The sequence below is a fragment of the Bradyrhizobium sp. TM233 genome (genome assembly GCF_036247965.1).
Lineage (GTDB): Bacteria > Pseudomonadota > Alphaproteobacteria > Rhizobiales > Xanthobacteraceae > Bradyrhizobium > Bradyrhizobium ottawaense.
This window is the reverse complement of record NZ_BTIG01000269.1, coordinates 1-285: the sequence shown is the minus strand read 5'-3', so window position 1 is coordinate 285 and position 285 is coordinate 1. Positions and strand designations below refer to the sequence as shown.

Below are 285 nucleotides of genomic sequence, written 5' to 3'. Positions count from 1 at the left end.
GGGAAGTCAGAGGATCGAGACTGCAAAGCAAAGGTTTGCTAGAAGGGTGGCTCTTCATGAACAAGAACAGAGACATAAGCTACTTGAAGCTATTGAAGAAGCCAAAAGAAAGAAAGAACAAGCAGAAGAAGCTGCACGTCAAGCAGCAGCTCAGGCTGAACAAGCCAGATTAGAGACAGAACGACTTGAAGCTGAGGCTGAAGCTCTTAGATGCCAAGCACTTGCACCCGTAGTTTTTACTCCTGCTGCTTCTGCTTCCACTCCAGATCCTCACGCTGCTCAGAA

The 285-nt window shown here is 47.7% G+C and carries 1 protein-coding gene; it reads left to right on the top strand.

From position 1 onward, the window contains the following. Nucleotides 1-46: 46 nt before the first annotated feature. Nucleotides 47-285, top strand: a 239-nt coding sequence (locus AABA86_RS34330) for a hypothetical protein (RefSeq protein ID WP_338309900.1), incomplete at its 3' end; no start/stop codon positions are given.